The organism is Amycolatopsis sp. NPDC003861 (assembly GCF_053605405.1).
In genome coordinates, this window is record NZ_JBSGJD010000501.1 from 1 (window position 1) to 1,819 (window position 1,819).

At 71.1% G+C, this 1,819-nt stretch carries 2 protein-coding genes; both read right to left on the minus strand.

Annotated elements, in window-relative coordinates:
• Nucleotides 1-154: single-stranded DNA-binding protein (locus ACWEVN_RS47765; RefSeq protein WP_452055698.1), on the minus strand; the 154-nt coding region annotated here is incomplete at its 3' end.
• Between the two features lie 408 nt (nucleotides 155-562).
• Nucleotides 563-1,594 carry a DUF4192 domain-containing protein gene (locus ACWEVN_RS47770; protein ID WP_452055697.1) on the minus strand — a complete coding sequence of 344 codons (1,032 nt, stop codon included), beginning with the start codon at nucleotides 1,592-1,594 and terminating at the stop codon, nucleotides 563-565.
• Nucleotides 1,595-1,819 lie beyond the last annotated feature (225 nt).

Here is a 1,819-nt window from a genome sequence, read left to right on the forward strand (position 1 = left end):
CCTCGCCGTCCTCCCATTCGCTGGTGGCGCGGTTGAAGGTGCGCGGGGTGGAGGCGACGGTGAAGTTCGCGACCGGCGTCCCGGCCTCGGTGAAGCGGAGTTCGGGGTCGGCGGTGAGGTGGCCGATGATGGTGATGGTGGTGTCGCCGGCCATGGCGGCCTCCCTGGTGCTCGTTGGGGTGTGGAACGCGGCGCAGCCTGAGCACGCGGCGGCCGGGGGTCGCCGTCAGGCGACGTCCCCGGCCCGGCTCATCCGCCCGCGCGTGAACCAGCCCGCGCGCGATCGCCGTCGGGCCTCGGAGAGGTGGAAGGCTGGTTCACCCGGGCGGATCGGGCCGGGCTTCAGGGACGCACAGCCCCCGGCCGGGGTGTGCTTACCTCCGGGCGATCCACAACCGGCGAGCCGGGCGAGGCCTCCGCCGGTGACACTCGCTCGCCGTCGCGCCATCACCCACGACCATCCCGCGCATGTCCGGCGGGCGTTCGGGCTGCGGGCTGCCGCCTCGCTCCGGGGCACCCCCGGCGAGGGGAGCTAACGGCGTGGAGAGGGTGGAAGTCGCGCCTACTCGATCGCGGGCTCGCCGAGCAGGACGCGCCGAGTTTCGGTGCTGGCGTTCTCGATCACGTGACGGATCTCCGACGGTGCGACAGCCTGGCCGAGCAGACGTGAGAGCAGTCCGGTCAGGGGCTGCTCGGGGTCGGCGTTCTCGAGCGCGATCCGCGCTCGTGTTCCGTCGCCACGCAGGTACGCGTGCGCGGCGATGACGGTGGCGAGCTGGCCGGCGACGGGGGCGCAGGTGTGCTGCCACAGGTGCAGAACCAGGTTCTCGGCCGCCAGGCGCGTCGCGTCGTCGGGGACGGCGAGCAGGGCGTCGCGAAACGGCAGCGTGGCGAAGGTCGCGGCGAGATCGGCGACGACGGCATCGTCGGCAGGCAGCTCGCCGTGGGCGGCGGCACGGATCGCGGCGTCGGCGCGGGCTAGGCGGACGTATGCGGCGAGGTGCCGGTGCTGGTCGATGGCTGCGGATTCGACGGCGTCGGTGATGCGGGGCTGCAGACGTGCGCGGAGATGCTCCGGTGCGGGAGTGAACCGCGCCGCGAGGTCTTCCCGGGAAGAGGCGATGGTGTGTCCGGCGGCGATGGCGGCGACCGCGGCCGGGGTGGTTGCGGGGTCGGGCAGGACAGCTGTGCGGTCGGGGTCGAGATAGGAGCGCCACCGCGCGCCCTCGGCGATAGCCGGCACGTGGACCACGTCGATGTCGGTGAATCCGTGCTTGGCCAGCTGTGTGACGACGTTGTCGACGTCGGCGCGCAGCGGTAGCGAGTCGTCACCGGCATCGTCGACGGTGCGGACGAGGATGCCGGTGACGCAGAGGACGGGCAGGTCGCCGCATTGCCGGTTGAACTGCCGCGCACAGTCGTCGGCATGGTCAGTGAGGTGGATGAGGTCGATTCGGCTGAGTGGGCCGGTGGTGACCGTGCTGTCGCCGTTGGTAAGTGCGGTGATCAGCACCAGAGACTCGTCGGGGATGAAGCCGAGCAGCGCCGGGACGCTGGCGACGATGGCGGTGGTGCTGGCGAGGGTGAGAGACATGAGCATCCTTCCCGAGAAGGGGGAGTGCGGGCTGTCGGTGGGGCCCGGTCTGTGGATCAGTGGCCGATCTCGGCGCGCAGCGTCTGCGCGGCGGTGCGGGCTATCCACGGCGGCGAGGGGCGTCGGACGTCCCCCCCCCGCGCCCGGCCGCAAACCTATACACCAACGAACACTAAAAACTGCCCCTCGATGAGGACATCAAAACTCAGTACAACCCTCACAAAA